Origin of the sequence: Amycolatopsis deserti (genome assembly GCF_014653945.1) — a bacterium.
Lineage (GTDB): Bacteria > Actinomycetota > Actinomycetes > Mycobacteriales > Pseudonocardiaceae > Amycolatopsis_E > Amycolatopsis_E deserti.
Genome location: NZ_BNAU01000008.1, coordinates 1 through 25,545, shown reverse-complemented (window position 1 = coordinate 25,545; position 25,545 = coordinate 1). Strand labels below are relative to the sequence as shown.

The 25,545-nt window shown below is 72.0% G+C and carries 22 protein-coding genes; 14 read left to right on the top strand and 8 right to left on the bottom strand.

All coding sequences use genetic code 11. The features are described 5' to 3' along the window. The first annotated feature begins 27 nt into the window (after positions 1–27). The 4 genes from IE290_RS29325 to IE290_RS29310 all read left to right on the top strand — a co-directional run bounded on the left by IE290_RS29325 (position 28) and on the right by IE290_RS29310 (position 5,607). Positions 28–1,509, top strand: a complete 1,482-nt coding sequence (locus IE290_RS29325) for a N5-glutamine methyltransferase family protein (protein WP_191247944.1) — start codon at positions 28–30, stop codon at positions 1,507–1,509. Beyond that, positions 1,506–1,931 carry a D-aminoacyl-tRNA deacylase gene (gene dtd, locus IE290_RS29320; RefSeq protein WP_191247943.1) on the top strand — a complete coding sequence of 142 codons (426 nt, stop codon included), beginning with the start codon at positions 1,506–1,508 and terminating at the stop codon, positions 1,929–1,931. The genes IE290_RS29325 and dtd overlap by 4 nt, the downstream gene beginning before the upstream one ends. 242 nt (positions 1,932–2,173) lie before the next feature. Beyond that, positions 2,174–3,199, top strand: coding sequence for a sigma-70 family RNA polymerase sigma factor (locus IE290_RS29315; protein WP_094009034.1), 1,026 nt, complete (start codon positions 2,174–2,176; stop codon positions 3,197–3,199). Between the two features lie 746 nt (positions 3,200–3,945). Next, the gene (locus tag IE290_RS29310) at positions 3,946–5,607 is read left to right on the top strand and encodes a fumarate hydratase (protein ID WP_191247942.1); all 1,662 of its coding nucleotides are present in this window, start codon (positions 3,946–3,948) and stop codon (positions 5,605–5,607) included. 45 nt (positions 5,608–5,652) lie between these two features. Here IE290_RS29310 and IE290_RS29305 read toward each other — a convergent pair whose 3' ends face one another. Both IE290_RS29305 and IE290_RS29300 read right to left on the bottom strand, forming a co-directional pair. Continuing rightward, positions 5,653–6,090, bottom strand: coding sequence for an SRPBCC family protein (locus IE290_RS29305; protein ID WP_191247941.1), 438 nt, complete (start codon positions 6,088–6,090; stop codon positions 5,653–5,655). A gap of 18 nt (positions 6,091–6,108) precedes the next feature. Continuing rightward, positions 6,109–6,600 (bottom strand): hypothetical protein, encoded by a 492-nt coding sequence (locus tag IE290_RS29300; protein WP_191248227.1) that lies wholly within the window; start codon positions 6,598–6,600, stop codon positions 6,109–6,111. Positions 6,601–6,754: 154 nt separating this feature from the next. On the opposite strand from IE290_RS29300, the gene IE290_RS29295 reads away from it, so the two are divergent. The 3 genes from IE290_RS29295 to IE290_RS29285 all read left to right on the top strand — a co-directional run bounded on the left by IE290_RS29295 (position 6,755) and on the right by IE290_RS29285 (position 9,753). After that, positions 6,755–7,174, top strand: a complete 420-nt coding sequence (locus IE290_RS29295; protein ID WP_191247940.1) for a YciI family protein — start codon at positions 6,755–6,757, stop codon at positions 7,172–7,174. A 1-nt stretch (position 7,175) separates the two neighbouring features. Next, the gene (locus IE290_RS29290; RefSeq protein ID WP_191247939.1) at positions 7,176–8,408 is read left to right on the top strand and encodes an RNA polymerase sigma factor; all 1,233 of its coding nucleotides are present in this window, start codon (positions 7,176–7,178) and stop codon (positions 8,406–8,408) included. Positions 8,409–8,526: 118 nt separating this feature from the next. Further along, on the top strand, positions 8,527–9,753 hold the full coding sequence (locus tag IE290_RS29285) for an APC family permease (protein WP_268246418.1): 1,227 nt from the start codon (positions 8,527–8,529) through the stop codon (positions 9,751–9,753). Here the strand turns inward: IE290_RS29285 and IE290_RS29280 are convergent. Together IE290_RS29280 and IE290_RS29275 are read right to left on the bottom strand one after the other, a co-directional pair. Beyond that, positions 9,714–10,820: an NAD(P)H-dependent flavin oxidoreductase gene (locus IE290_RS29280; protein WP_191247937.1), complete on the bottom strand. Its 1,107-nt coding sequence runs from the start codon at positions 10,818–10,820 to the stop codon at positions 9,714–9,716. The two genes, IE290_RS29285 and IE290_RS29280, sit on opposite strands and share 40 nt — an antisense overlap. 11 nt (positions 10,821–10,831) lie before the next feature. Beyond that, positions 10,832–12,448: an acyl-CoA synthetase gene (locus IE290_RS29275; protein WP_191247936.1), complete on the bottom strand. Its 1,617-nt coding sequence runs from the start codon at positions 12,446–12,448 to the stop codon at positions 10,832–10,834. A 58-nt stretch (positions 12,449–12,506) separates the two neighbouring features. On the opposite strand from IE290_RS29275, the gene IE290_RS29270 reads away from it, so the two are divergent. After that, the gene (locus IE290_RS29270; RefSeq protein WP_191247935.1) at positions 12,507–13,295 is read left to right on the top strand and encodes a crotonase/enoyl-CoA hydratase family protein; all 789 of its coding nucleotides are present in this window, start codon (positions 12,507–12,509) and stop codon (positions 13,293–13,295) included. A 30-nt stretch (positions 13,296–13,325) separates the two neighbouring features. Then, the gene (locus IE290_RS29265; RefSeq protein WP_191247934.1) at positions 13,326–13,787 is read left to right on the top strand and encodes a hypothetical protein; all 462 of its coding nucleotides are present in this window, start codon (positions 13,326–13,328) and stop codon (positions 13,785–13,787) included. A gap of 281 nt (positions 13,788–14,068) precedes the next feature. Here IE290_RS29265 and IE290_RS29260 read toward each other — a convergent pair whose 3' ends face one another. After that, a complete protein-coding gene (locus IE290_RS29260; protein ID WP_191247933.1) occupies positions 14,069–15,622 on the bottom strand; it encodes an acyl-CoA synthetase in 1,554 nt (517 codons plus the stop codon). Between the two features lie 90 nt (positions 15,623–15,712). Here IE290_RS29260 and IE290_RS29255 point away from each other — a divergent pair, with 90 nt between their 5' ends. The 3 genes from IE290_RS29255 to IE290_RS29245 are packed head-to-tail and all read left to right on the top strand — an operon-like array spanning position 15,713 to position 18,891. Further along, positions 15,713–16,669 (top strand): Zn-ribbon domain-containing OB-fold protein, encoded by a 957-nt coding sequence (locus tag IE290_RS29255; protein ID WP_191247932.1) that lies wholly within the window; start codon positions 15,713–15,715, stop codon positions 16,667–16,669. 12 nt (positions 16,670–16,681) lie between these two features. Then, positions 16,682–17,731, top strand: coding sequence for a thiolase family protein (locus IE290_RS29250; protein WP_191247931.1), 1,050 nt, complete (start codon positions 16,682–16,684; stop codon positions 17,729–17,731). A 2-nt stretch (positions 17,732–17,733) separates the two neighbouring features. Then, on the top strand, positions 17,734–18,891 hold the full coding sequence (locus IE290_RS29245; RefSeq protein ID WP_191247930.1) for a thiolase family protein: 1,158 nt from the start codon (positions 17,734–17,736) through the stop codon (positions 18,889–18,891). Positions 18,892–19,071: 180 nt separating this feature from the next. On the opposite strand, the gene IE290_RS29240 is transcribed toward IE290_RS29245, so the two are convergent. After that, on the bottom strand, positions 19,072–20,016 hold the full coding sequence (locus IE290_RS29240) for a sigma-70 family RNA polymerase sigma factor (protein ID WP_191247929.1): 945 nt from the start codon (positions 20,014–20,016) through the stop codon (positions 19,072–19,074). A gap of 81 nt (positions 20,017–20,097) precedes the next feature. On the opposite strand from IE290_RS29240, the gene IE290_RS29235 reads away from it, so the two are divergent. Further along, the gene (locus tag IE290_RS29235; RefSeq protein WP_191247928.1) at positions 20,098–20,670 is read left to right on the top strand and encodes a dihydrofolate reductase family protein; all 573 of its coding nucleotides are present in this window, start codon (positions 20,098–20,100) and stop codon (positions 20,668–20,670) included. On the opposite strand, the gene IE290_RS29230 is transcribed toward IE290_RS29235, so the two are convergent. Continuing rightward, positions 20,628–22,148 (bottom strand): amidase, encoded by a 1,521-nt coding sequence (locus IE290_RS29230; protein ID WP_191247927.1) that lies wholly within the window; start codon positions 22,146–22,148, stop codon positions 20,628–20,630. The genes IE290_RS29235 and IE290_RS29230 overlap by 43 nt on opposite strands. A gap of 49 nt (positions 22,149–22,197) precedes the next feature. Continuing rightward, positions 22,198–23,424 (bottom strand): cytochrome P450, encoded by a 1,227-nt coding sequence (locus IE290_RS29225; RefSeq protein WP_191247926.1) that lies wholly within the window; start codon positions 23,422–23,424, stop codon positions 22,198–22,200. 221 nt (positions 23,425–23,645) lie between these two features. Here IE290_RS29225 and IE290_RS29220 point away from each other — a divergent pair, with 221 nt between their 5' ends. Further along, positions 23,646–24,809 carry a steroid 3-ketoacyl-CoA thiolase gene (locus tag IE290_RS29220; RefSeq protein WP_191247925.1) on the top strand — a complete coding sequence of 388 codons (1,164 nt, stop codon included), beginning with the start codon at positions 23,646–23,648 and terminating at the stop codon, positions 24,807–24,809. The last annotated feature ends 736 nt before the right edge of the window (positions 24,810–25,545 follow it).

Genomic DNA, 25,545 nt, shown 5'->3' with positions numbered 1-25,545 from the left:
GCGGCTCGCGTGGGAGGATCACCCACCGTGAGCATTCCGCGGTTCTCCGACGATTTCCTGGCCCGGCTGCGCGAGGCGTTCCGGCGCACCGGCTACGACGCCGACGGCGTGGTCGACGCGCTCGGCGGGGCGGCGCACGCGGCGCTGGGCCGCGGTGAGCCCGAGCTCGCCTTCCGCGCCAGCGCGGACGCCGGCGAGCTCGGCACGCTCATCCGCCTGTTCCTGCTGGGCGCGGCCGAGCCGGAGGCGGCGGTGCGGGCGGCCCTGGCGCCGGTCGCCCTGGACGACGCGCTCGCGACCGGTCTCGTGCGCGGCCGGGAGCTGCTGCGGGCGGGCCTGGACATCCGGCCGCACGGGGACGAGCAGGGTTCCTGGTGGGTGGTGTCGGACCTGGACTCCGACGCGCTCGGCGCCGAGGTGCCGCCGGACCACGTGCTCGGCGTCGGGCACGCGTCGCTGAGCCTGATCCGCGCCACGACCCGCCGCCCGGTGGGCAGCCTGCTGGACCTGGGCACCGGCAACGGGGTGCAGGCGCTGCACGCGACCCGGCACGCCCAGCGCGTCACCGCCACCGACGTGTCGGAGCGGGCGCTGGCACTGGCGGACGCGACGTTCCGGCTGAACGAGCTGGACGTGGAACTGGTGCGCGGCGAGTGGTTCGCACCGGTCGCGCGCCGCCGGTTCGACCAGATCGTGTGCAATCCCCCGTTCGTGGTGGGACCGCCGCGCGTCGACTACACCTACCGCGATTCCGGGCTGGGCGGCGACGACGCGAGCGCGCTGGTGATCCGCCAGCTGCCCGGGTTCCTGACCGAGGGCGGCACCGGGCAGCTGCTCGCCTCCTGGTTGCACGTCGACGGCGAGGACTGGGCCGACCGGGTGAGCCGGTGGCTGCCCGGCGGCACGGACGCGTGGTTCGTGCAACGCGACGTAGCCGACCCCGGGCTGTACGTGGGCACCTGGTTGCGTGACGCGGGAATCGATCCGCGCTCGGAGCGTGGCCGGGCCAAGGCCGCGGACTGGCTGGATTGGTTCGCGGAGAACAAGGTTCAGGGCGTCGGGTTCGGGTTCGTCACGCTGCGCCGGACCGACGCCGCGCACCCCACGGTGGTGTGCGAGGACCTGCGGCAGGCCTACGACGATCCGCTGGGGCCGGAGGCCGGCGCGTGGCTGGACCGGGTGAGCTGGCTGCGCGAACACGGACACGACCTGCTGGACGCGCGCTTCCGGGTGCCGCCGACGGTGCTGCTCGAGCGGGTGTCCGCGCCCGGCGACGAAGGCTGGGACACCACTGTGCTGCGGCTGCACCGCTCCGACGGGCCCGGCTGGCAGCACGAGGTCGACGAGACGGTCGCCGCGCTGCTGGCCGGCTGCCGGGGCGCGCTGCCGCTGTCGGACCTGCTGTCGCTGCTGGCGGCCGGGCACGGCCTGGATGAGGAGGCGTTGACCGAGGCCGCGCTGCCGCTGGTGCGCGAGCTGGTCCGGCACGGGTTCCTGGAGGCGGTGTGAGGGCCGTCGCGGCGCGGGTGACCGAGGCGAGCGTCACAGTCGAGGACGAGGTCGTCGGCGCGATCGAGGAGCCGGGGCTGCTGGTGCTGCTGGGGGTCCACGTTTCGGACACCGATGACAAAGCGGTCACCATGGCGCGCAAGCTGCACGAGCTCCGGATCCTGCGCGACGAGGAGTCCTGCGCCACTTCCGGGGCCCCGCTGCTGGTGGTGAGCCAATTCACGCTCTACGGCGACACCCGCAAGGGGCGCCGTCCATCGTGGACGCAGGCGGCCCGGCCGGACGCCGCGCTGGCGCTGTTCGACCGCGTCGTGGCGGAGCTGCGCGAGCGCGGAGCCCGTGTCGCCACGGGGAAATTCGGCGCCATGATGGCGGTGCGCAGCGTGAACGACGGGCCCTTCACGGTGCTCGTAGAGGTCTGAACCACTGCCCCGCCGGGCCGGTCTCTCAGCAAAACCTCAGCTTTGTGGAGCAACCCGGTCCGGTACCGCCTCGTCTGTATGTCGAGGAGGCGGGAACGTTTTGGCAACGGCCGGCGTTGGAACCATTGTCCAGCCGACGAGCTGGACGCGCGGGGGTGGAGCACTCCACAGGATTCACCCACGCGGCGCAGGAGCCGGTGTGACGCACCGAACGTGTCCGCCCGTGACCGGGGAGGCAGAACATGTCAGTACAGACTCTCGAGCGTCCGACTCGTGAGGTCCCCGAGCCCGAATTCGAGCCCGTCGAGTCCAGCGTACGCCCTTCGCCGAACCTCGACGCGGATCTCGACGCCCAGGGCCCGGCCGCGGACCTCGTGCGGGTCTACCTCAACGGGATCGGCAAGACCGCGCTGCTGTCCGCCGCCGACGAGGTCGAGCTCGCCAAGCGCATCGAGGCGGGGGTGTTCGCGCAGCACATGCTCGACACCGCGCCGAAGCTGAGCCCGCAGCGCCGCAAGGAGCTGGAGGCGCTCGTGCGCGACGGCCACAAGGCGAAGAACCACCTGCTGGAGGCCAACCTCCGGCTGGTCGTGTCGCTGGCCAAGCGCTACACGGGACGGGGGATGCCGCTGCTCGACCTGATCCAGGAGGGGAACCTGGGTCTGATCCGCGCGGTGGAGAAGTTCGACTACTCCAAGGGGTTCAAGTTCTCGACCTACGCGACGTGGTGGATCCGCCAGGCCATCACCCGCGGCATGGCCGACCAGGGCCGCACCATCCGGCTGCCCGTGCACCTCGTCGAGCAGGTGAACAAGCTGGCGCGCATCAAGCGCGACCTGCACCAGCAGCTCGGCCGTGAGGCCACCAACGAGGAGCTGGCCGCCGAGTCCGGCATCGCGGTGGAGAAGGTCGCCGACCTGCTCGACCACGCCCGCGACCCGGTGAGCCTGGACATGCCGGTCGGCACCGACGAGGACGCCCCGCTGGGCGACTTCATCGAGGACTCCGAGGCCACCGACGCCGAGAGCGCGGTCATCTCCGGCCTGCTGCAGGACGACCTGCGCCGGGTCCTGGCCACGCTCGACGAGCGGGAGCAGCAGGTCATCCGGATGCGCTACGGCCTCGACGACGGCCAGCCGCGCACCCTCGACCAGATCGGCAAGCACTTCGGGCTCTCCCGCGAGCGGGTGCGCCAGATCGAGCGCGAGGTCATGTCGAAGCTGCGCCAGGGCGAGCGGGCCGAGCGGCTGCGCGCCTACGCCAGCTGACGCCTTTTTGGTGCTCAGGGCCACTCCGCCTACGCGGGGTGGCCCTGTTCGCGTCTTGGGACTACCCGATCGGCAGTGTTGACGTATGACGCAGGTCACGTCACCGTGGAAGCAACGTTTGGTGAGTTCTTCACGTCCTACGGACGGTTGGAACTTCGCGGCGGGCACCCCTGTGCGCCCGGCCGCTTTCCCCGGAAGGTCGGGTCCGTCGGGGTGGGCCCGGCCTTCCGACTTTTTGTGGGATCCGTCACGGCGGCCGCGGCTCGCCGTTGCGCGTAACGAGCAGCGGCCGTCCCCGACACCACCCCCGTGCAGACCATCGGGTACTGGGACGCGTGGACGGTGTGGTGGCACGGCCGGTCCGTCGCGAGCTTCGAGCTGTGGAGCTGGCCGATCCTCGCGTGGGGTCGTCTCGGCAAGGGGCTCCAGTTCGCCGGCGGCCTGATCGTCGTACTCGACCTCATCGGCGCTGAACGGCTCCGGAAGGCGGTCATCTCGATCAGGCGCGCCCGGCGGGAGACGCTGCGATCGTTCCGAAGGCACCCTGTGCTGATCGTGCTCCTGTGGCTCGCCGGGACCGCCTTCGCGGCCTTCGTGGGTTTCACCTCCGAGAGCGAGCGAAGGCGTTCGTCCCCGGGGTGGTTCGCGCCACGTGATCTCCGGCGTAGTTCGCGCCACACCGCACCGTGGGCAAGCACGCGCAGGCGGTAACGTCAAGGGCCCGAATTGCCTGCGAGGGAGCCCGAGTGACCACCACCACCTTCCAGTACACCGACGTGCTGCCGCTGGGTCCGGACCACGAGACCGAGTACCGGCTCGTGACGGCCGAAGGCGTCCGGGTAGTCGAGGCCGCCGGACGGAAGTTCCTGGAAGTCGACCCCGACGCGCTGACGAAGCTCGCCCGGACCGCGATCACCGACATCCAGCACCTGCTGCGCTCGTCGCACCTGGCGCAGCTCCGCGCGATCGTCGACGACCCCGAGGCCAGCGGCAACGACCGCTTCGTGGCGATGGACCTGCTGCGCAACGCGGCCATCTCGGCCGGCGGGGTGCTGCCGATGTGCCAGGACACCGGCACCGCGATCGTCATCGGCAAGCGCAGCCAGGGCGTGCTCACCGGCGGCAACGACGAGCAGGCCCTCGCGCGTGGCATCTTCGACGCCTACCAGGAGCTCAACCTGCGCTACTCGCAGATGGCGCCGGTCACCTTCTGGGATGAGAAGAACACCGGCACCAACCTGCCGGCCCAGATCGAGCTGTACCACAAAGACGGGACCGGGGACCCCAGCTACGAGTTCCTGTTCATGGCCAAGGGCGGCGGCTCGGCCAACAAGACCTTCCTCTATCAGGAGACCAAGGCCGTCCTGAACCCGAAGCGACTGGCGAAGTTCCTGGACGAGAAGCTGCGCAGCCTCGGCACCGCGGCCTGCCCGCCCTACCACCTGGCGATCGTGGTCGGCGGCATGTCGGCCGAGTACAACCTCAAGGTCGCCAAGCTCGCCTCCGCCCGCTACCTGGACAACCTGCCGCGCGAGGGCTCCCCGCTCGGCCACGGCTTCCGGGACACCGACCTGGAGCAGCAGGTCCTGGAGATGACCCGCCAGTTCGGCATCGGCGCCCAGTTCGGCGGCAAGTACTTCTGCCACGACGTGCGCGTCATCCGCCTGCCGCGGCACGGCGCGTCCTGCCCGGTCGGCATCGCGGTGTCCTGCTCGGCCGACCGCCAGGCCAAGGCGAAGATCACCGCCGACGGCGTGTTCATCGAGCAGCTCGAGCGCGACCCGGCCCGCTTCCTGCCGGACGTGACCACCGACGACCTGTCCGACGAGGTGGTCCAGGTCGACCTGAACCGCCCGATGGACGAGATCCGCGCGCAGCTGTCGTCGCTGCCGGTGAAGACCCGGCTGTCGCTGACCGGCCCGCTGGTGGTGGCCCGCGACATCGCGCACGCGAAGATCGCCGAGCGCCTGGAGGCCGGCGAGGAGATGCCGCAGTACCTGCGCGACCACCCGGTCTACTACGCCGGCCCGGCCAAGACCCCGGACGGCTACGCGTCCGGCTCGTTCGGGCCGACCACCGCGGGCCGGATGGACTCCTACGTCGCCCAGTTCCAGGCGGCCGGCGGGTCGATGGTCATGCTCGCCAAGGGCAACCGGTCCAAGCAGGTGACCGCCTCCTGCCAGCAGCACGGCGGCTTCTACCTGGGCTCGATCGGCGGCCCGGCCGCGCGGCTGGCGCAGGACTGCATCAAGAAGGTCGAGGTCCTGGAGTACCCCGAACTGGGCATGGAAGCCGTGTGGAAGATCGAGGTCGAGGACTTCCCGGCGTTCATCGTCATCGACGACAAGGGCAACGACTTCTTCGCCGAGACGTCGGAACCGGTGCTGCAGATCAGCTTCCGCTCCTGACCCACGCGAAACGGGGCGCCACCCGCCACGGGTGGCGCCCCGTTTTCACGCCTGGAACAGGTTCACCAGCCGGTCCAGCGTCTTGTCGATGGCCTGCTGGTTCTTGCGCGGGAAGAAGCTCAGGTCGATCAGGAGCGGGATCCGCGCGGTGGACCAGTCGAAGGTCTCGGTGACCTCGGTCGAGCCGTCCTCGAGCGGCTTGAGCTGCCACCGCCAGCGGTGCCCGTTGAAGTGCCGCCAGGCGATCAGCCGGTTCTCGTCGAACTCGACGACCGTGTTGAGGATCTTGTACGGCGCGCCCATCTTCATGTCCATGCCGAAGCGGGAGCCGAGCGTCAGGCGCTCCGGCCCGCCGCCCTGCGCGGCCAGCACCGTGCCGGACCCGTCGATCAGCGGGTGCTTCGACGGGTCGGTGAGCAGCTCGAAGATCTTCTCCGGCGGAGCCGCGACGATCCGCGTGGCGGAGACCTGGCGTTTCTTCATGCCCCGGGATACTACCGGTCAGTAACCTCGTTTGGCGCTCTTCAGCACCACAGTCCGCTCGTTCAGGGGTTCGGACAGGGTCGCCGAGACCACCGGGAAGCGGAGGTCCATGGTGCACATCTGGCCGGCCAGGTTGCTCTTGCTCTCCACCAGGGTGACCACGACCTGCCGCGCGTCCTGCGCGGTCACCTCGGCCGCGGCGCGCCCGCACCCGCCTTCCTCGGCGCGGATGAACAGCTGCCTGCCGTCGGCGCTGACGTACACCTCGCGCGGGAAGTCCGAGGGCAGCGCCGAGGAGTCGACGCGCGTGGCCGGCACCTGGGTGGTGCCCGCGGGCGGGTGCATCTGCCGCGGCCCGCCGGGCATCACCGGGGGCAGGTCGGTCGCCGGAACGGTGGGCGCGACGATCGAGGGCTCGCTCGTGGGCCCGCCACCGGAGCCGGGCTGGACGGATTCGGGTCGCTCACCGCAGGCCGTGGCCGCCAGGAGGACGAGGCCCAGCCCGCACATCGTTGCTTTCCACCTCATGCCACCTGGACGGAACGGGCCCGTCGGCGGGTTGCACGAAAAAATTCCGGGGCCGTGTCGATCGAAACGTCCCCCGTTCGACCCATGGGGTGAGAGGGTCCGAGAGGGACCCGGACACCGAGGGAGAAGACCGGCCATGAAGTTCATGCTGATCTGGCGGGCCACCGACGAGGCCTACGCGAACATGGCGAACACCGACTTCAGCGAGATGCTGGAGACCGTCGGCAGGTACAACGACGAGCTGATCCGCGCCGGTGTGCTGGTCGCCGCCGAGGGCCTGGACGACGCGAACGAGGGCGTGGTCGTGGACTACTCGTCCGAGCCGCCGGTGGTCACCGACGGCCCGTACGGCGAGACGAAGGAGCTGTTCGGCGGGTTCTACATCCTCAACGTGGCCTCCAAGGAGGAGGCGATCGAGTGGGCCAAGCGGTCCCCGATCAAGGGCGAGGGCTTCAAGACCGAGATCCGCCGGGTGACCACGATCGACGAGTTCCCGCAGGACAACGAGTGGGTCCAGAAGGAGCGGGCGTGGCGCGAGGCGACCGGTCAGCTCTGAGATGACCGAACGCGACGCGGTGGCCGCCGTGTGGCGGATCGAGTCGGCGCGGATCGTCGGCGCGCTCGCGCGCTACACCGGCGATTTCGCGCTGGCCGAGGACCTCGCGCAGGAGGCGCTGGCCGAGGCGCTGGTGACCTGGCCGCGGGAGGGCGTGCCCCGCAACCCGGCGGGATGGCTGCTCACGGTGGGCAGGCGGCGGGCCGTGGACGCGTTCCGCCGCCGCTCCGCGCTCGACGAGAAGTACGCCGTCCTCGCAGGGGACCTGCGCGAGGACGGCGGGGAGGTCGAGTGGGACCCGGACCAGATCGACGACGACGTGCTCGCGCTGATGTTCATCTCGTGCCACCCGGTCTTGTCGCGGGAGGCCCGGTTGGCGCTGACGCTGCGGGTCGTGGGCGGTCTGACCAGCGACGAGATCGCGCGGGCGTTCCTCGTGCCGACGGCGACCGTGCAGGCGCGGATCACGCGCGCGAAGAAGACCCTGGCCGCGGCGCGGGTGCCGTTCGAGGTGCCGCCGCCGGACGAGCGGGCCAAGCGGCTCGGCTCGGTGCTGAACGTGATCTACCTGATCTTCACCGAGGGGTCGTCGGCCAGCTCCGGCGGTGACCTGATCCGGTTCGACCTCGCCGGCGAGGCCCAGCGCCTCGCCCGCGTGCTGTCGCGCCTGATGCCGGACGAGCCGGAGGTGCACGGGCTGCTGGCGTTGCTGGAGCTGACCGCGGCGCGGTTCCCGGCGCGCACCGGGCCGGACGGGGAGCCGGTGCTGCTGGAGGACCAGGACCGGCGGCGCTGGGACCGCTCGGCGATCCGGCGGGGCCGGGCGGCGCTGGCGCGGGCGGAGGCGGCCGGGCGGGGGCTGGGCGCGTACGGCCTGCAGGCGGCGATCGCCGAGTGCCACGCCGTGGCGCCGTCGGTGGCGGAGACGAACTGGGACCGGGTGGTGCTGCTGTACGAGGCCCTCGGCAGGCTCGCGCCGTCGCCGGTGGTGGAGCTGAACCGGGCGGTGGCGGTGTCGATGGCGCAGGGCCCGGCGGCGGCGTTGCCGATCGTGGACGCGCTGGCGACCGGTGCCTTGTCGGGGTCGCATCTGCTGCCCACGGTGCGCGGCGAGCTGCTGGTGCGGCTCGGCCGCGGCGAGGAGGCCCGCACCGAGCTGCGGCGCGCGATCGAGCTGTGCGGGAACGACCGGGAACGCGCGGTGCTGCGACGCAAACTGGACGCCCTCGGGTGAGCGCCACTCTCGATGAGGTACGGGTGACGGCCGGCCGTCGGCACGAACGGGCGCCGAACTTCCGGTGACGGATCGCCGCCCCGGGGAGCCCACCGGTTACCGTCTCCCCGTGACACGACTGACCCGCCGACTCGGGACCGGCGACGCGGTGGTGATCGGCCTGGGGTCGATGATCGGAGCCGGGGTGTTCGCCGCCTTCGCGCCCGCCGCCCGGGCCGCGGGGGCCGGGCTGCTGATCGGCCTGGCGCTGGCCGCCATCGTCGCCTACTGCAACGCCACCTCCTCCGCCCGGCTGGCCGCCCGGTATCCCGAATCCGGCGGCACCTACGTCTACGGGCGCGAGCGGCTCGGCGAATTCTGGGGCTACCTCGCCGGGTGGGGGTTCGTCGTCGGCAAGACCGCGAGCTGCGCGGCGATGGCGCTGACCGTCGCCGCCTACACCGCGCCCGGCGCGGGCCGGTTTGCGCAGTCGCTCGTCGCCGCGGCCGCGGTGCTCGCGCTGACCGCCCTCAACTACCGCGGCGTCCAGCGCTCGGTGACCGTCACCAAGGTCATCGTCAGCATCACGCTCGTCGTCCTCACCACCGCGGTCGTCGCGCTGGCCACCGCCGGCGCGCCCGACCCCGGCCACCTCACGCCGGCGATCGACGCCGGCGGCATCCTGCAGTCGGCCGGGTTGCTGTTCTTCGCCTTCGCCGGGTACGCGCGGGTCGCCACCCTCGGCGAGGAGGTCCGCGACCCGGAACGCACCATCCCGCGCGCCATCCCGATCGCGCTGGCGATCACGCTCGTCGTGTACGCGGTCGTCGCCGTTTTCCTGCTGCTGCAACTGGGCCCGGACGAACTGGCGTCCACTTCGGACCCGATCGCCACCGCGATCGCCGGCACGTCGTGGTCGGCTCTCACCCCGGTCGTGCGGGCGGGCGCCGCGCTGGCCGCGCTGGGTTCACTGCTCGCGCTGGTGCTCGGCGTGTCCCGGACGACGTTCGCCATGGCCCGGGACGGTCACCTGCCCGCTCCCCTGGCCGCCGTGCACCCGCGGTTCGGCGTGCCGCACCGGGCGGAGGTGGCGGTCGGTGTCGTGGTCGCCGCCCTGGTGCTGGTGACCGACCTGCGCGGCGCGATCGGGTTCTCCTCGTTCGCGGTGCTGACCTACTACGCCATCGCGAACGCGAGCGCGTGGACGCTCGGCACCCGGCGCGTGGTGCCCGTCGTCGGGTTGATCGGCTGTGTGGTGCTCGCGTTCAGCCTGCCGCTCGCCTCCGTCATCACCGGTGTCGCGGTCCTCGCCGTCGGCGCGTTCGCCTACCTCGTCTTGTCCAGGCGGGACAACGCCTCCTCGTAGCCGCTGACCAGGTCGGCGATGACCTCGGCCACCGGTCGCACCCGGTCGATCCGGCCGATGATCTGCCCGGCCGGCATCGACACCACCGTCGGGTCGTTCGCCGCGTGGATGCGGTTGTGCGCCTTGCTGACCAGCAGGTTCTGCAGCGGCATCGGCAGCGGGTCGGGCGCGTCCGGGGCCGACCAGGCCTGCGTCCACCGCGTCTTGAGCAGCCGCGCGGGCTTGCCGGTGTAGATGCGCGTCCGCACGGTGTCCGACGACGTCGCCCCGACCAGCGCGCTCTGCATCGCGGTCGAATCCGGCATCGTCTGCAGGTACTCCTCCGTGGCGAGCCAGATCGAGCCGGTCCACGCGCCGGAAGCGCCCAGCGCCAGCGCGGCCGCGACCTGCCTGCCCGAACCGATCCCGCCCGCGGCCAGCACCGGCGCCCGGTCGCCCACCGCGTCGACGATCTCCGGCAGCAGCACCATCGACGCGATCTCGCCGGTGTGCCCGCCGGCCTCGTAGCCCTGCGCCACCACGAAGTCCACGCCGTTGTCGACGTGCCGCACCGCGTGCTCGGCCTTGCCCGCGAGCGCCGCGACCGGCACCCCGTGCTCGTGGGCCTGGTTGATCACGTCCACCGGCGGGGAGCCGAGCGCGTTGGCGATCAGCTTGATCGGGTGCTTGAGCGCGACCTCGACGTGCGAACGGGCCACCGAGTGCAGCCAGCCGAGCACCCCGGCGCGTTCCTCAGTGTCCTCCGGCAGCTCCGGCACGCCCAGCTCGCGCAGGGTCCGCTCGACGAACGCGCGGTGCTCTTCGGGGATCAGCTTCTCAAGGTCCACCGCCGCACCTTCGGCGGGCACCTTCGCGGGCATGACGATGTCAACCCCGTAGGGCTTGCCGTCGGTGTTGGCGTCCATCCAGTCCAGCACCCGGTCGAGTTCCCCGGCGTCGTTGAACCGCACGCAGCCGAGCACGCCGAGCCCGCCGGCCTTGCTGATCGCGGCGGCCACGTGCTCCGACGGGGTGAACCCGATGATCGGGTAGCGGATGCCGAACGTCTCGCACAGCGCGGTGCGCATCAAGTGTCTCCTCAGGCCTTCTGGATCTCGGCGGGCGGGTTCTCGGCGGTGTACCGCTGCGCCCACGGGTAGTCGGGTTTGCCGCTGGGCAGGCGGCCGATCTCGTCGACGACCCACACGCTGCGCGGCACCTTGTAGCCGGCGACTTGCGTGCGCACGTGCGCCTCGACGTCGGCCAGGTCGAGGCTGCCGCCGGGCCGGGCCTGCACGATCGCGGCGACCCGCTGGCCGAGCCGGTCGTCCGGCACGCCGATGACCAGGGCGTCGAACACGTCCGGATGGGATTTCAGGGCGCCCTCGACCTCTTCCGGGAACACCTTTTCGCCGCCGGTGTTGACGCATTGCGAACCGCGGCCCAGGAGGGTGACGGTGCCGTCCTCTTCGTAGCGGGCGTAGTCGCCGGGCACGACGTAGCGCTTCCCGTCGATCTCGACGAAGATCTTCTCGGTCTTGGCCGGGTCCTTGTAGTAGCCCAGCGGCACGTGCCCGCGCCGCGCGATGCGCCCGACCGCGCCGGGCGCGCGTTCCACCAAGAGGTTGTCGTCGTCGATGAGGATGGCGTCCTTGCCGAAGTTGACCCGCGGGCCCGCCGAGTGGTCGGCGTCCTTGGCCACCATGCCGATGCCGGTGAACCCGCTCTCCGACGAGCCGATCGCGTCGGTGAGCACCAGGTTCGGGAACGTGCGCAGGTACTCCTGCTTGACCGACTGCGAGAACAGCGCGGCGTGGCTGGACACCGCGAGCAGCGAGGACGCGTCGTAGCCGCCCTGGTGGTAGGCCTCGATCAGCGGGCGCGCCATCGCGTCGCCGACGATCGTGAGCACCTGGACCTTGTGCCGGGCGACCTCGGTCCAGATTTCGTGCGGATCGAACTGCGGCACGAACACGACGGTGCCGCCGCTGAACATCGCGCCGAACGCGGCCCACTGGGCGGCGCCGTGGATGAGCGGCGCGGCCGGCAGCCGGACCATCGCGCCCTGCTTGCCCTGCTCGGACATCGTCCACTCGTCCGGCACGTACTCGCCGGTGACGAAGTCGATGCCGCCGCCCAGGGCGCGCCAGACGTCCTCGTGGCGCCACATGACGCCCTTCGGGTAGCCGGTGGTGCCGCCGGTGTAGAGGATGTAGAGGTCGTCGGAGCTGCGCTCGCCGAAGTCGCGGTCGGGCGACTGGGCGGCCAGCGCCGACTCGTAGTCGACCCCGCCGTAGCCCGAGCAGTCCGCTCCGCTGCCGTCGTCGACCACTAGTACGTGTTTCAGTTTCGGGGTCGACGGGAGCACCGCGGCGACCCGGTCGGCGTACTGCCGCTCGTGCACCAGCGCGACCAGGTCGGCGTTGGTGAACAGGTACTCCAGTTCGGCGTTGACGTAGCGGTAGTTGACGTTGATCGCGATGGCCCGCAGCTTGTACGCGGCGAACATCGCCTCGATCATCTCGACGGAGTTCCGGGAGTAAACGCCGATGTGGGAGCCGGGACCGACCCCGTGGGCGGCGAGGTGGTGCGCCAGCCGGTTGGCCCTGTCCTCCAGCTGGGCGTAGGTGACGTGCCGTCCTCCGCAGATGACCGCGGGGCGATCCGGCACGGCGTCGACGGCGTGCTCGAGCAGATCCGCGATGTTGTAAGCCACCCAGCCAAAGTAGAACATGTTATCGTTTTGGGCAATGGCGCCGGATGGAGAGGTACTCATGGAACAGCCGCACGCCCTGGTGGAACAACGCGCGCACACGCTCGTGGTGACGATGAACCGGCCGGAAGTCCGCAACGCGATCAGCGGCGAGATGATGGCGATCCTGGTCGAAGCCTGGGACCGGGTGGACAACGACCCGGAGATCCGGTGCTGCGTGCTCACCGGCGCGGGCGGGGCGTTCTGCGCGGGCGCGGACCTGAAGTCGATGAACCGCAACTCCCCCGCCGACTCCTACGAGCGCGGCACGTTCGACCCGGGCCGCATCGAGGGCCTGCTCAAGGGTCGGCGGCTGACGAAACCGCTGATCGCGGCCGTGGAGGGCCCGGCGATCGCCGGTGGCACGGAGATCCTGCAGGCCACCGACATCCGCGTGGCCGGGGAGAGCGCGCGGTTCGGCGTGTCCGAGGCGCGGTGGGGACTGTTCCCGATGGGCGGTTCGGCGGTGCGGCTGCCGCGGCAGATCCCGTACACGCTGGCCGCGGAGATCCTGCTGACCGGGCGGCACCTGACCGCGGCCGAGGCGAAGGAGATCGGGCTGATCGGCAGCGTGGTGCCGGACGGTCAGGCTCTGGAGCGGGCGCTGGAACTGGCGGACATGATCGCGGCCAACGGACCGCTCGCGGTTCAGGCGATCCTCCGCACGATCCGCGACACCGAGGGGATGCACGAGGAGGAGGCCTTCAAGCTGGAGGCGCAGTACGGGCTGAAGGTCTTCCAGTCCGCCGACGCGAAGGAGGGGCCGCGCGCGTTCACGGAGAAGCGCAAGCCCCGGTTCGAAGGCCGCTGAACTGTCGGTGGCCGTCGCTACCTTGGCGCGATGGACGGCGAATGCAAGCACCTCCTGCCGGCGGACCAGTGCGCGTACTGCAAGCCGCCGCCGGCGGGTGTGCTGCCGCGCGGCTGGCGCACCACGGGCGGGTCGGCCTACCACAACGACGACCGGTGCGAGTGGTTGCGCAAGGGGCAGGAGCACGTGCGCCGCAGGGGCGGCGAGACCGGTGCCGTGGTGCCGGTCCGCTGGGCGGACCTGGGCCCGGAGAAGCTCCAGCCCTGCGGGCACTGCTGCAGCGAACGGTGGCTGCGGGTGCGCGGAAAGGCGAATCCGCCCGGGAAGCCCTGTCTCGTGCGGGACTACGGGCAGTGGGTGCCGGGAACGCTGACCTGGGAGAAGCACCCCCGCGCCGACGGTTCGTGGTGGGCGTCGGTGCGCTTCGCACGCTCCGGCGAGGTGGTGACGGAAGAACGCAGCCAGCGGGACCTGCGGCCACGCCCAGCCTGAGCGGGGTGCCCGCATCACGCCCAGCCCGAGCGGGCACAAATCACGCCCAGCCTGAGTGCCCGATCAACCCCACGCTGGGGGTAGGTCGGCGGGGAGCCACGCGCGCACGGAACCGCGCCCCGCGGCCAGCCCGCGGGCCACTGGCAGTCCGCAGGGCGCGGGGAGCCTCCAGGCCGCTGACGGCACGCAGCGCGCGGCTGCCCGCAGGCTGCGGGCTGCCCACGGGGCGCGCACATTTCCAAAAACACCGAGCCGAACCCGGCCGGCCGGCCGCAGGAGGGTCAGATCTTGCGGTCCGTCCAATAAGGATCCCGCAGCTTCCGCTTGTACAGCTTGCCGTTGGGATCCCGCGGCAACTCCTCGGCGAAGTCGATGCTGCGTGGCCACTTGAACTTCGCCAGGCGCCCCTGCACCCACTCCAGCAACTCGGCCGCCAGCTCGGGCCCCGGGGAGACATCCGGCGCCGGCTGCACGACCGCCTTGATCTCCTCGCCCCAATCCTCGTGCGGGATGCCGAACACCGCGACATCCGCGACCTTCGGGTGCATGACCAGTTCGTTCTCGATCTCCGCCGGGTAGATGTTCACCCCGCCCGAGATGATCATGTCGTTCTTGCGGTCGTGCAGGAACAGGTAGCCGTCCTCGTCCAGGTACCCCACGTCGCCGAGGGTGAACAGGTCCCCCACCCGCGCCTTGCGCGTCTTCTCGGCGTCCTTGTGGTACTCGAACGTCGACGAGCCCATCCGCATGTACACCGCGCCCGGCTGCCCGGGCGGCAGCTCGTTGCCGTCGTCGTCCAGGATCTTGATCACCGAACCCGGCCACGGCAACCCGACCGAACCGGGCTTGCGCAGCCACTCCTCACCGGTGATCATCGTGCCGCCGCCCTCGGTCGCGGCGTAGTAGTCGGTCACCACCGGGCCCCACCACTCCAGCATCCGCCGCTTCACCTCCGGCGGGCACGGCGCCGCGCCGTGGATCATGTTCCGCAGCGACGACAGGTCGTAGCGCGACCGCACCTCCTCGGGCAGCGCCAGCAGCCGCCGGAACTGCGTCGGCACCATGTGGCTGTGCGTGACGCGGTAGCGCTCGATCAGCCGCAGCATCTCCTCCGGATCCCACCGGTCCATCAACACGACCGTGTGCCCCAGCTGGATCGAGATGGACGCGAAGTTCAGCACCGCCGTGTGGTAGAGCGGCGACCCGCACAGGTGGACGTGGTCGTCGAACGGCTTCAGCCCGAAGATGCCGAAGAACCACGTGGACGCGGCCGGCACCGTGTCCGGGTCGGCCCCGCTCAACGGCCGCCGCACGCCCTTCGGCCGCCCCGTGGTGCCGGACGTGTAGAGCATCGGCGACCCCGCCGTGCGCACCTCCGGGCGGCCGCTGCCTCCGGCGCCCAGCTCGGCCACGTCGCGGAACCCGTCGATCCGGCCCACCGCGAACCGGCCGGAAGCGGGCAACCCGGCCTCGTCCGCGGCCGCCACCGCCACCTCGGCGAACCGCTCGTGCGCGAGGAACGCCTTCGCCCCGGAATCGGACAGGATGTAGGCCACCTCGGGCCCGACCAGGTGCCAGTTGACCATCACCACGTACAGCCCGGTCTGCAGCGCGGCGAAGTAGGCGGCGAGCAGCTCGTCGCTGTTGGGTTGCAGCACCACCACGACGTCGCCGGTCTCCAGGCCCAGCTCGCGCAGACCGCGCGCGTAGGCGTTGGCCTTGTCGGCGAGGGCGCCGTAGCCGACCTCGCTCCCGTCGGGGTTCACGATCGCCGTCCGGTCCGGCTGCCCGGCCGCGATGTTCCACAGGCCGATCGTCTCCAGTGCGGTGGTCATGCACCCGAATCTAGAACTTGTTCCACTTACCGCGCAAGCTCCCGGTGGAGCGTCTTGCCGACAGATCGAGAACGTGTTTCACTTCGATTCGTGAGTACACCGCTGTCCGCGCCGCTGGATCTCGCCTTCGACTACACCCGCTCCCTCGGGCCCGTGCTCGGCCGGTTCGCCGCCGGTCTGCGCGAGCGCCGCATCGAGGGCGTGCGCGGCTCGGACGGCCGCGTGCACGTGCCGCCGGTGGAGTACGACCCGCTCACCGCCGCGGCGCTCACCGAGTTCGTGGCCGTGTCCGACGAGGGCACGGTGCTGACCTGGTCGTGGATCCCCGAACCGCTGGACGGCCAGCCGTTGACCACGCCGTTCGCGTGGGCGCTGATCCGGCTGGACGGCGCCGACACCGCGATGCTGCACGCCGTGCACGTGGCAAGCCCCGCCGACATGCGCACGGGGATGCGGGTGCGCGTGCGCTGGGCCGACGAACCCGTCGGCCATATCCGCGACATCGCCTACTTCCTGCCCCTCGGCGCCGGCGACGGCCCCTCCCCCGCGCCACCGCCGAAGTCCGAACAGGACGGCGTGATGGTCACGCCGATCCAGCTGCACTACCAGCATTCGGCCTCCCCGGAGGAGAGCCGCTACCTGCGCGGCCTGGCCGAGGGCAAGCTGATCGGGCAGCGCTGCCCCGCGTGCGAGAAGGTCTACATCCCGCCGCGCGGCGCCTGCCCCACCGACGGTGTGCCCACTGTGGACGAAGTGGAGCTGCCGGACACCGGGATCGTCACCACGTTCTGCATCGTCAACGTGCCGTTCCTCGGCCAGCGCATCAAACCGCCCTACGTCGCCGCCTACATCCTGCTGGACGGCGCCGACATCGCGTTCCTGCACCTCGTCCTCGGCTGCGACGCGTCCGAGGTCCGGATGGGCATGCGGGTGCGCGCGGCGTGGAAACCGCGGGACGAGTGGTGGACGAGCCTGGAGAACATCAGCCACTTCGAGCCGACCGGCGAGCCGGACGCGCCGTACGAGTCCTTCGCCCACCACCTGTAGAGGGGAACTGCCATGCGAGACGTCGCGGTGGTCGGGTTCGCCCAGGCCCCGAACGTGCGCTCCACACCGGGCACCACGAACGGCGTGGAAATGCTCGTGCCCATCTTCGCCGAGGTCTACCAGCGGACCGGACTGTCCAAGGAGGACATCGGATTCTGGTGCTCCGGCTCGTCGGACTACCTGGCCGGCCGGGCGTTTTCGTTCATCTCCGCGATCGACGCGATCGGCGCGTTCCCGCCGATCCACGAGTCGCACGTCGAGATGGACGCCGCCTGGGCGCTGTACGAGGCGTGGCTGAAGATCCGCACCGGCGAGGTCGACACCGCCCTGGTGTACGGCTTCGGCAAGTCCTCGGCCGGTCAGCTGCGCCGGGTGCTGGCGCTGCAGCTCGACCCGTACACGGTCGCACCGCTGTGGCCGGACTCGGTGAGCATCGCCGGCCTGCAGGCCCGGCTCGGGCTGGACGCCGGGCTGTGGAGCGAGAAGGACCTGGCCGAGGTCGCCGCCCGCAGCCGCGCCGACGCCACCCGCAACCCGCGCGCCCAGTTCTCCGGCACCAGCGAGGTCGCCGACCTGCTGGACGCGCCGTACGTGGCGGATCCGTTGCGGGCGCACGACATCGCGCCGGTGACCGACGGCGCCGCGGTGATCGTGCTGGCCGCGGCCGAGCGGGCGCACGAGTTCGCCGAGCGGCCCGCGGTCATCACCGGCATCGAGCACCGCGTGGACACGCCCGTGCTCGGCGCCCGCGACCTGACGCGCTCGCCGTCGACCGAGGCGGCCGGGCGCGCGGTCGGCACCGGGGACGTGGAGGTCGCCGAGCTGCACGCGCCGTTCACGCACCAGGAGCTGATCCTGCGGACCGCGCTCGGGCTCGGCGACGACGTCCGCGTCAACCCCTCGGGCGGGGTGCTCACCGGCAACCCGATGTTCGCGGCCGGGCTGGCGCGCATCGGCGAGGCCGCCACCCGCATCCTCACCGGCCAGGCCTCGAAGGTGCTCGCGCACGCGACCAGCGGCCCGGCCCTGCAGCAGAACCTCGTCGCGGTCCTGGAGGCGTGAACATGGCGAAGCAGCTCGCCGCGGTGCTCGGCACCGGGCAGACCCACCACCGGGCCAAGCGGACCGACGTGTCCATGCCCGGCCTGCTGCGGGAGGCGATCGACCGGGCGATGGCCGACGCGGGGGTGGACTGGCCGGACATCGACGCGGTCGTCATCGGCAAGGCGCCGGATCTGTTCGAGGGCGTGATGATGCCCGAGCTGTTCCTGGCCGACGCGCTCGGCGCGACCGGGAAGCCGTTGCTGCGGGTGCACACCGCGGGCTCGGTGGGCGGGTCGACGGCGCTGGTCGCGACGAGCCTGGTGCAGTCCGGCATCCACCGGCGGGTGCTGACGGTGGCGTTCGAGAAGCAGTCCGAGTCGAACGCGATGTGGGCGCTGTCGATCGCGCCGCCGTTCACGATGCCCGTCGGTGCGGGCGCGGGCGGGTACTTCGCGCCGCACGTGCGGTCCTACATCCGGCGGTCGGGCGCGCCCGAGCACGTCGGCGCGATCGTCGCGGCGAAGGACCGGCAGAACGGCGCGCTGAACCCGTACGCGCACCTGCGCCAGCCGGACATCACCGTGGAGAAGGTGCGGTCCTCCCAAGTGTTGTGGGACCCGATCCGCTACGACGAGACCTGCCCGTCCTCGGACGGCGCGTGCGCGATGGTGATCGGCGACGAGGCCGCCGGCGACGCGGTGGCGGGCGCGGCGTGGGTGCACGCGACCGCGATGCGCACCGAGCCGACCACGTTCGCCGGCCGCGACCAGGTGAACCCGCAGGCCGGCCGGGAGGCCGCGGCGGCCCTGTGGCGCGAGGCGGGCATCACCGATCCACTGTCCGAAATCGACGCGGCGGAGATCTACGTGCCGTTCTCCTGGTTCGAGCCGATGTGGCTGGAGAACCTGGGGTTCATGCCCGAGGGCGAGGGGTGGAAGCTGACCGAGGCCGGGGAGACCGCGCTGGGCGGGCGGCTGCCGGTCAACCCGTCCGGCGGGGTGCTGTCGTCGAACCCGATCGGGGCGTCGGGGATGCTGCGGTTCTCCGAGGCGGCGAAGCAGGTGATGGGCCGGGCGGGCGACTACCAGGTCGACGGCGCGCGGCGCGCGCTGGGCCACGCGTACGGCGGAGGGTCCCAGTACTTCGCGATGTGGGTGGTCGGCGCGGAGAAGCCCTAGGTGCGCTGTCCGGGGATGTTGGTGATGGGCTGAGGACCTCCGGGATCGGTGTGGATCGCGCCGGGCCGCCGCGACTGGCCCGGTGTGTCGTGGACGAGGGCTGGTCGTCGCCACACCCAACCGGAGGCTCTCCCCACGTCAACCCCGCCCTACGGCCACCGATGTCCTGGCCAAGTACACCTAGACGGCGGTGGGCAGCTCGAAGGCGGCGAACACCGCCGGGTCCTGGAACACGACGGTGCGGGCGATCTTGCCACCGGTCACCGTGAACACCTGCAGGGTGTGCAGCCGGTGCCCGTCCGCCGGGTCCGGCGCGTAGGCGGCCGCGGCCGGCTGGCCGTTCGCCGCGGTGGAGACCATGCGCCAGCCCGCGCCGCGCATCGCGAACACGCGCCGGATGAACGCGGCGTAGTCGTCTCGACCGCGGTACCACAGCGGGACCGGCGGCATTTCCAGCACGGCGTCGTGGGTGAGCAGCTCGACGAGCGAGTCCACGTCGGCCGCCTCGAACGCCCGGACGTAGGCCTCCACGGTCCGGCGCGCGGCCGGGTCGCCGGACGGGGCGACGTCTTCGGCGGCGGTGACGGGCAGCCCCGCCCGCGCCCGCTGCAGGGCGCTGTTCACGGAAGCGACCGAGGTGTTCAGCAGTCCGGCCACCTCCGCGGCGCTGAAGGCCAGGACCTCGCGCAGCACCCAGACGGCCCGCTGCCGCGGCGGCAGCGCCTGCATGGCCGCGACCAGCGCCAGCCGCATGCTGTCCCGCCGCACGGCCTGGTCCGCCGGATCGCCGAGCCGGGCGTCGGGGAAGGGCTGCAACCAGGGCACGTCGAAGGCCGGCCGCAGCGCCGCCCCGGGGTCGGTGCTGGGCGCGCCCAGCCCGGACGGCAACGGTCGGCGCGCCTTGCCCGCCAACGCGGTCAGGCACGCGTTGGTCGCGATGCGGTACAGCCAGGTGCGGATCGACGCCCGCCGCTCGTCGTAGCGCTCGCGGGCCTGCCACGCCCGCAACATGGTCTCCTGCACCAGGTCCTCGGCCTCGTGGACCGACCCGAGCATCCGGTAGCAGTACGCCAGCAGCTCCGCCCGGTGCGGTTCGGTCAGCGCTGCGAAATCCACCCTGGCCATCGCGATGAGTATGGCGGCTCCCGCCGGTATGTACCTCCGCCGGGCCGCACCGGGCCGGCGGAGGACAACCGAGGAGTCCACATGGGCACGTTGATCGTCATCGAGTTCGTCACGCTGGACGGCGTCGTCGAGGACCCGGACGGATCCGGCGGCACACCGGGTGGCGGCTGGGCGTTCCGGCACGGTCCGGAGGCGGTGGCCGGCGACAAGTTCGGGCTCGGCACGCTGCTCGACACCGGCGCACTGCTGCTGGGCCGCGTCACGTGGGAGCTGTTCGCGAAACTCTGGCCGGGCCGGACCGACGAGTTTTCGGCGAAGATGAACGCCATCCCGAAGCTCGTCGTGTCACGGTCGCTGACCAGCGCGGACGCGTGGCAGAACTCGTCCGTGCTCGGCGGGGACCTGATCTCGGCGGTGCGCGGGACGGACCGGGACCTCATCGTCACCGGCAGCATCGGCGTCGTGCACACCCTCGCCGCCGAGAACCTCGTCGACGAGTACCGGCTCCTGGTGTTCCCGACGACGCTCGGCGCCGGACGGCGCCTCTTCACCGCGCCCGCGGATCTGCGGCTCCACGCGGTCCAGCGGAAGGGGGCCGCCGCGCTGCTGACCTACCGGGCGGCGGACGGGAAGCCGCCCACCTCGCGCTCGTAGGCCGCGGCCACGCGGAGGACCGTCGCGTCGTCGAAGCGGCGCCCGGCGATCATCAGCCCGGTCGGCAGGCCGTCCACAGGGGCCGCGGGCACCGAGATCGCCGGGTGGCCGCTCGCGTCGAAGGGCGCCGTGTTGCCCACCATCCCCAGTGCGTTGACCATCCGCTCCTCGCGGGTGGCGTCCGGCCCGGGCAGCGGCTTCGCCACGTACGGGACCGTGGGCAGCACCAGCACGTCCACCTGGGTCAGCGCGGCGTCGTAGCCGGCCCGCAGCTCCCACGCCAGTTCACGCGCCATGGCGTAGTGCCGCATGTCGTACCGCTGTGCCGCGTAGGCGCCGGTGAGGATCATGGTCTTGAGCGTGTCCGACATGTCGTCGGCGTGCACGCGCCGGCCCTGAGCGAAGTGCACCATCAGCTCGGGGTCGTACCGGCCGGGCACGTTCATGCCGTAGCCGTTGCCGTCGATCATCTGCCGCGCGGTGCCGTCCGTGCCGATCACGGTCCACACGTCGAGCCCCTCGCGGTGCCACGGCACGCTCACCTCAGACACCACGGCACCCGCCGCCGCGAGCCGGTCGGCCGCGGCGCGCACGGCGTCGTCGACGCCGGGCTCGGACACCGGCAGCCCGAAGCCCTCGGTGAGCACCCCGACGCGCACGCCGCGGATGTCCTGCTCCACCGCGGCCAGGTAGTCCGGCGGCTCGGGCGTGCGGTGCTGGCGCGGGTCGAACCCGTCGTCGCCGGCGAGGACGCTCAGCAGCAGCGCCGCGTCCCGCACGGTGCGGGTCATCGGGCCGAGGTGGTCGATGGTGGTCTCGATGGGGAACGCGCCGGTGTAGGGCACGAGCCCGTGCGTGGGCTTGTGCCCGACCACCCCGCAGAACGCCGCCGGGATCCGCACCGAGCCGCCCTGGTCGCCGCCGATCGCGAGGTCGGCCTCACCGGCGGCGAGCAGGGCCGCGTTGCCCGACGACGAGCCGCCCGCGTGCCGGGTGGGGTCCCACGGGTTGCGCACCGGGCCGCCGGCCGACGTGAAGCTGGACCCGGAGTAGCACAGGTCCTCGCACACCGCCTTGCCGACGACCGTGCCGCCCGCCGCGAGCACCCGGCTCACCACGGTCGCGTCCCGGCGCGGCACGAACCCCTCCACCGCGCGGGATCCGTTCATCATCGGCACGCCGGCGACCGCGATGTTGTCCTTGATCACCACCTCGCGGCCGCTCAGCGGACCGTCACCGGACGGCGGGATGCGGGTGCGCACGTACCACGCGCCGAGCGGGTTGTCCTGGGGCCACTCGTAGTCGCGGTGCGGGGCGCTGGGCGCCGAGCGCGCGTAGAGCCGCTCGACGGCCTCGTGGGCGGCGAGGTTGGCCTCCACGAGACCGGCGAAGGACTTCCGGTCGGCGTCGCTCAGCTGGAAGCCGTAGCGCGCGGCCAGTTCTGCGAGTTCTTCCGGGGTGGGCGGGACGACGGGCACCGGGCACCTCCTGGCGAGGACGATCGCCTGCGAGGTGTGAGCGTAACCCTTATTCGTAGGCCACCCGGTAGTGCTTGATGCCGTTCAGCCAGCCCGAGCGCAGCCGTTCCGGCGGCGCGACCTCGCGGATACCAGGCATTTCGTCGGCGATGGCGTTGAAGATCAGGTCGATCTCCAACCGGGCCAGATTCGCCCCGATGCAGTAGTGCGAGCCGGTGCCGCCGAAGCCGACGTGCGGGTTCGGGTCGCGCAGGACGTCGAAGCGCTCGGGCTCGTCGAACACCTCGGGGTCGAAGTTGGCCGAGCTGTAGAACATGCCGACCCGGTCGCCCTTGCGGATGTGCTGGCCGCCCAGCTCGGTGTCCGCGGTGGCGGTGCGCTGGAAGGCGATCACCGGGGTGGCCCAGCGGACGATCTCGTCCGGCGCGGTCTTGGGCCGCTGCTCGCGGTAGAGCTCCCACTGGTCGGGGTGGTCGAGCATGGCCTTCATGCCGTGGGTGATGGCGTTGCGGGTGGTCTCGTTGCCGGCCACGGACAGCAGGATGACGAAGAAGCCGAACTCCTCCGAGGTGAGCGACTCACCGTCCACATCGGCCTGGATGAGCTTGGTGACGATGTCGTCCATCGGGCACTTGCGGCGCTCCTCGGCCATGTTCCACGCGTAGCCGACCAGCTCGGCGGAGGCGGCGATGGGTTCGACGTCGTACTCCGGGTCGTCGTAGCCGATCATCTGGTTGGACCAGTCGAAGATCTTGCGGCGGTCCTCCTGCGGGATGCCGATCAGCTCGGCGATGGCCTGCAGGGGCAGCTCGCACGCGACGTCCTCGACGAAGTCGCCGGAGCCCTTCTTCTTCGCCTCGTGCACGATGCGCGCGGCGCGGTCGCGCAGGGTGTCCTCCAGCCGGGCGATCGACCGGGGGGTGAAGCCCTTCGAGACGATGCGGCGCAGCTTGGTGTGCTGGGGCGCGTCCATGTTGAGCAGCACGAGGCGGTTCGCGTCGAGGCCCTCGTCGGTCATGTTCTCGTCGAAGCGGATGATCGCCAGCTTCTCCTGCGAGGAGAACAGCTGGCTGTCCTTCGACACGGTCTTCACGTCCTCGTGCCGGGTCACGACCCAGAACCCGTCGTCGCGGAAGCCCGCGCGGTTGTGCGGCTGCGCGTTCCACCAGACCGGCGCGGTCTTGCGCAGCTCCGCGAACTCCTCGAGCGGGAGCCGCGTCGCGATCAGGTCGGGGTCGGTGAAATCGAAGCCGGCGGGGATCAGGGGCGTGGCCACGGCTACCTCCCGAGGTGCCTCACATCGTCGTGGAACACGTTCTAAAGGCGATTAGAGCATACGGTGTTAACTAAGTCGAGAGGTTGAGTGAAACCCGTTTACTCGATCTTGAAACGGCTGGTCGTCCGATTGGTCCCCGAATGGCGGTTGACCTGGGTCACACTTGCCCGGAACTGCAACAAGTTCTACTTTGGGGTTCAGCCGAGTGGAGGAGAGCTGCCGTGGGTGAACCCGTCATCGTCGAGGCCGTCCGGACCCCGATCGGGAAGCGGCGTGGCTGGCTGGCCGGGTTGCACGCGGCCGAGCTGCTGGGAGCGGCGCAGCGCGCGCTGGTCGAGCGGGCCGGCGTGGACGCCGCGATCGTGGAACAGGTTATCGGCGGTTGCGTCACGCAGGCGGGTGAGCAGTCGGGCAACGTGACGCGCACGGCGTGGCTGCACGCCGGGCTGCCGGAGGCCACCGGCGCGACGACGATCGACGCCCAGTGCGGATCCGCCCAGCAGGCGGCGCACCTGGTGGCCGGGTTGATCGCGGCGGGGGCGATCGACGCCGGGATCGCGTGCGGGGTCGAGGCGATGAGCCGCATCCCGCTCGGCGCGAACCGGGGGGTGGACGCGGGCGCGCCGAAGCCCGATTCGTGGGCGATCGACATGCCCAACCAGTACGGAGCGGGGGAGCGGATCGCGGTGCGGCGTGGTCTCTCGCGGGAGGACGTCGACCGGTTCGGGATGGCGTCGCAGGCCAAGGCGGCGACGGCGTGGGCGCAGGGCCGGTTCGAGCGCGAGGTGGTGCCGGTGAAGGCGCCGGTGCTCGACGAGGAGGGCCGGCCGACCGGCGAGACCCGGTTGGTGGCGCGGGACCAGGGCCTGCGGGAGACCACGCTGGAGGGGCTGGCGCGGCTGAAGCCGGTGCTCGACGGCGGCGTGCACACGGCGGGCACGTCGTCGCAGATCTCGGACGGCGCGGCGGCGGTGCTGATCATGGATTCGGAGCGGGCGGCGGCGCTGGGCCTGCGTGCGCGGGCGCGGATCCGCGCGCAGGCGCTGGTCGGTGCCGAGCCGTACTACCACCTCGATGGCCCGGTGCAGGCGACGTCGCGGGTGCTGTCGCGCGCCGGGATGGCGGTCGGGGACGTCGATTTGTTCGAGGTCAACGAGGCGTTCGCCTCGGTGGTGCTGTCGTGGCAGCAGGTGCACGAGCCGGACCCGGAGCGGGTGAACGTCAACGGCGGCGCGATCGCGCTGGGGCACCCCGTGGGCAGCACCGGAGCCCGCCTGCTGACGACGGCGCTGCACGAGCTGGAACGCCGCGATGGGGCGACCGCGCTGGTCACGATGTGCGCCGGAGGGGCCCTGTCCACGGCAACCATCCTGGAACGGCTGTAGGGCGCCGCGCGGCCGGTCGCTCGGCTGCCGCGGCAGGCGAGGACACCCACCGCGCGAGGTGGGGGTGCCGACCGTGCGCACGGCGCGCGGGCCGCGGGCGAGCCGCGCGTGGGGCGCGGCCGAGCCGTGCGTGGGGCGCGGCCGAGCCGTGCGTGGGGCGCGGGCCCGCGGAGCGCGGACCATGCGGGTCGGACGCGGGAGGCCGTGCGCGGGGCGCGGGCGGGCCGCGCGTTGGGCCGCGCGCGTGGGGCGCGGGCCAGCCATGCGCGGGGCGTGGGCCCGCAGGACGCGGGCGGACCGCGCACGGCGGGCGCGGGCGAGCCGTGGGCGTGGAGCGCGGGCCAGCCATGCGTGTGGGGTGCGGGACAGCCATGCGCGGGGCGTGGGCCCGCACGACGCGGGCGGGCCGCGCACGGCGGGCGCGGGCGAGCCGTGGGCGTGGAGCGCGGGCCAGCCATGCGTGTGGGGTGCGGGACAGCCATGGCGGGACGCGGGCGGGTCGCGCATGAGGCGCGCGCCGACGGCACGTTGGCGCGAGCCAGTCGCGCGCGTCGGGCGCGGGCCAGCCATGCGCACGGCGTGTGGGCAAGCCCCGCCCACCCATGCGCGCCGACCGCGCGCGGCGTGCGGGCGCGCGCGGCGTGCGGGCGCGCGCGGACGCGGGCCGGCCGTGCACACGGGACGCAGCCGAGCCGCGGCGCCCGAGGTGGAGGCGCCATGCGCAGCGGTGCGCAGA

Bases quoted from the DNA above. Each gene is read 5' to 3' on its own strand.
- IE290_RS29315 (WP_094009034.1), top strand. From the start codon at position 2,174: ATGTCAGTACAGACTCTCGAGCGTCCGACTCGTGAGGTCCCCGAGCCC.
- IE290_RS29260 (WP_191247933.1), bottom strand. From the start codon at position 15,622: ATGACCACCGCACTGGAGACGATCGGCCTGTGGAACATCGCGGCCGGG.
- IE290_RS29250 (WP_191247931.1), top strand. From the start codon at position 16,682: ATGCGAGACGTCGCGGTGGTCGGGTTCGCCCAGGCCCCGAACGTGCGC.
- IE290_RS29270 (WP_191247935.1), top strand. From the start codon at position 12,507: ATGGAACAGCCGCACGCCCTGGTGGAACAACGCGCGCACACGCTCGTG.
- IE290_RS29295 (WP_191247940.1), top strand. From the start codon at position 6,755: ATGAAGTTCATGCTGATCTGGCGGGCCACCGACGAGGCCTACGCGAAC.
- IE290_RS29280 (WP_191247937.1), bottom strand. From the start codon at position 10,820: ATGCGCACCGCGCTGTGCGAGACGTTCGGCATCCGCTACCCGATCATC.
- IE290_RS29245 (WP_191247930.1), top strand. From the start codon at position 17,734: ATGGCGAAGCAGCTCGCCGCGGTGCTCGGCACCGGGCAGACCCACCAC.
- IE290_RS29305 (WP_191247941.1), bottom strand. From the start codon at position 6,090: ATGAAGAAACGCCAGGTCTCCGCCACGCGGATCGTCGCGGCTCCGCCG.
- IE290_RS29235 (WP_191247928.1), top strand. From the start codon at position 20,098: ATGGGCACGTTGATCGTCATCGAGTTCGTCACGCTGGACGGCGTCGTC.
- IE290_RS29265 (WP_191247934.1), top strand. From the start codon at position 13,326: ATGGACGGCGAATGCAAGCACCTCCTGCCGGCGGACCAGTGCGCGTAC.
- IE290_RS29290 (WP_191247939.1), top strand. From the start codon at position 7,176: ATGACCGAACGCGACGCGGTGGCCGCCGTGTGGCGGATCGAGTCGGCG.
- IE290_RS29240 (WP_191247929.1), bottom strand. From the start codon at position 20,016: ATGGCCAGGGTGGATTTCGCAGCGCTGACCGAACCGCACCGGGCGGAG.
- IE290_RS29300 (WP_191248227.1), bottom strand. From the start codon at position 6,600: ATGTGCGGGCTGGGCCTCGTCCTCCTGGCGGCCACGGCCTGCGGTGAG.